This window comes from Helicobacter trogontum, assembly GCF_000765905.2.
Taxonomy (GTDB): domain Bacteria; phylum Campylobacterota; class Campylobacteria; order Campylobacterales; family Helicobacteraceae; genus Helicobacter_A; species Helicobacter_A trogontum.
Genome location: NZ_JRPL02000102.1, coordinates 1 through 642 on the forward strand (window position 1 = coordinate 1; position 642 = coordinate 642).

At 30.2% G+C, this 642-nt stretch carries 2 protein-coding genes; both read left to right on the plus strand.

The genetic code is table 11. The annotated features are described in order from the left end of the window. The first annotated feature begins 15 nt into the window (after positions 1-15). Complete coding sequence (locus LS81_RS11060) at positions 16-303, plus strand: tetratricopeptide repeat protein (protein WP_034319862.1); 288 nt, start codon at positions 16-18, stop codon at positions 301-303. Continuing rightward, positions 294-602 carry a CiaD-like domain-containing protein gene (locus LS81_RS11065; protein WP_034319857.1) on the plus strand — a complete coding sequence of 103 codons (309 nt, stop codon included), beginning with the start codon at positions 294-296 and terminating at the stop codon, positions 600-602. The genes LS81_RS11060 and LS81_RS11065 overlap by 10 nt, the downstream gene beginning before the upstream one ends. The last annotated feature ends 40 nt before the right edge of the window (positions 603-642 follow it).

A 642-nucleotide genomic window follows, 5' to 3' on the forward strand; every position in this document is an offset into this window, starting at 1 on the left:
GTATAAAGGGATAATATGAGCAGGAAGTTATTAAGCTTAGGTTATATTTATGAAATGATTGGTAAGCACGAAGAAGCACTTGCTTTTTTTGAGCAGGTGCTTGAAAAAGATTCTAAAACTTTAAGCACTGCTTTAATAAAAGAAGCACATCTTGGTATAAAAGCAAATGAGATGGCTTTAAGGTTTAAAAAAGATAAAAGCCTTATAACAAAAAATTTAGATATGCAAGTTATGCAAGAAAAGATTGCTATATTCAAAGAAAATCCAAAAAATTTAACAGGATGGTTTAGCCAATGGAATTAAAAGATGTTGTATTGCAAACACTTAGTGAGATTGAAAATAGTGTTGATGAAAAAGGATTTAAGGATATAAGACTTGGTGTTAATACCGGTGAGACAGAATTCCTACAAAGCTTTAAAGAACGCATTTTTGTATTATTTGAGGGATTAAAACAAGATGATTTGTGGCTAGAAGATACTCATGAAACACAAAACAAACTTCAAGCAAAGCTAGATCTTATTTTAGGTTTTTTACAATTTCAATTAGCTCTACTTGATGCACGATTAGATGTGCTTGATAAAAGAAATTTTGAGCAAGAGTAATGATAGCTAATAAGTAGTGTTTGTTGTTTGGTTGAGTAAA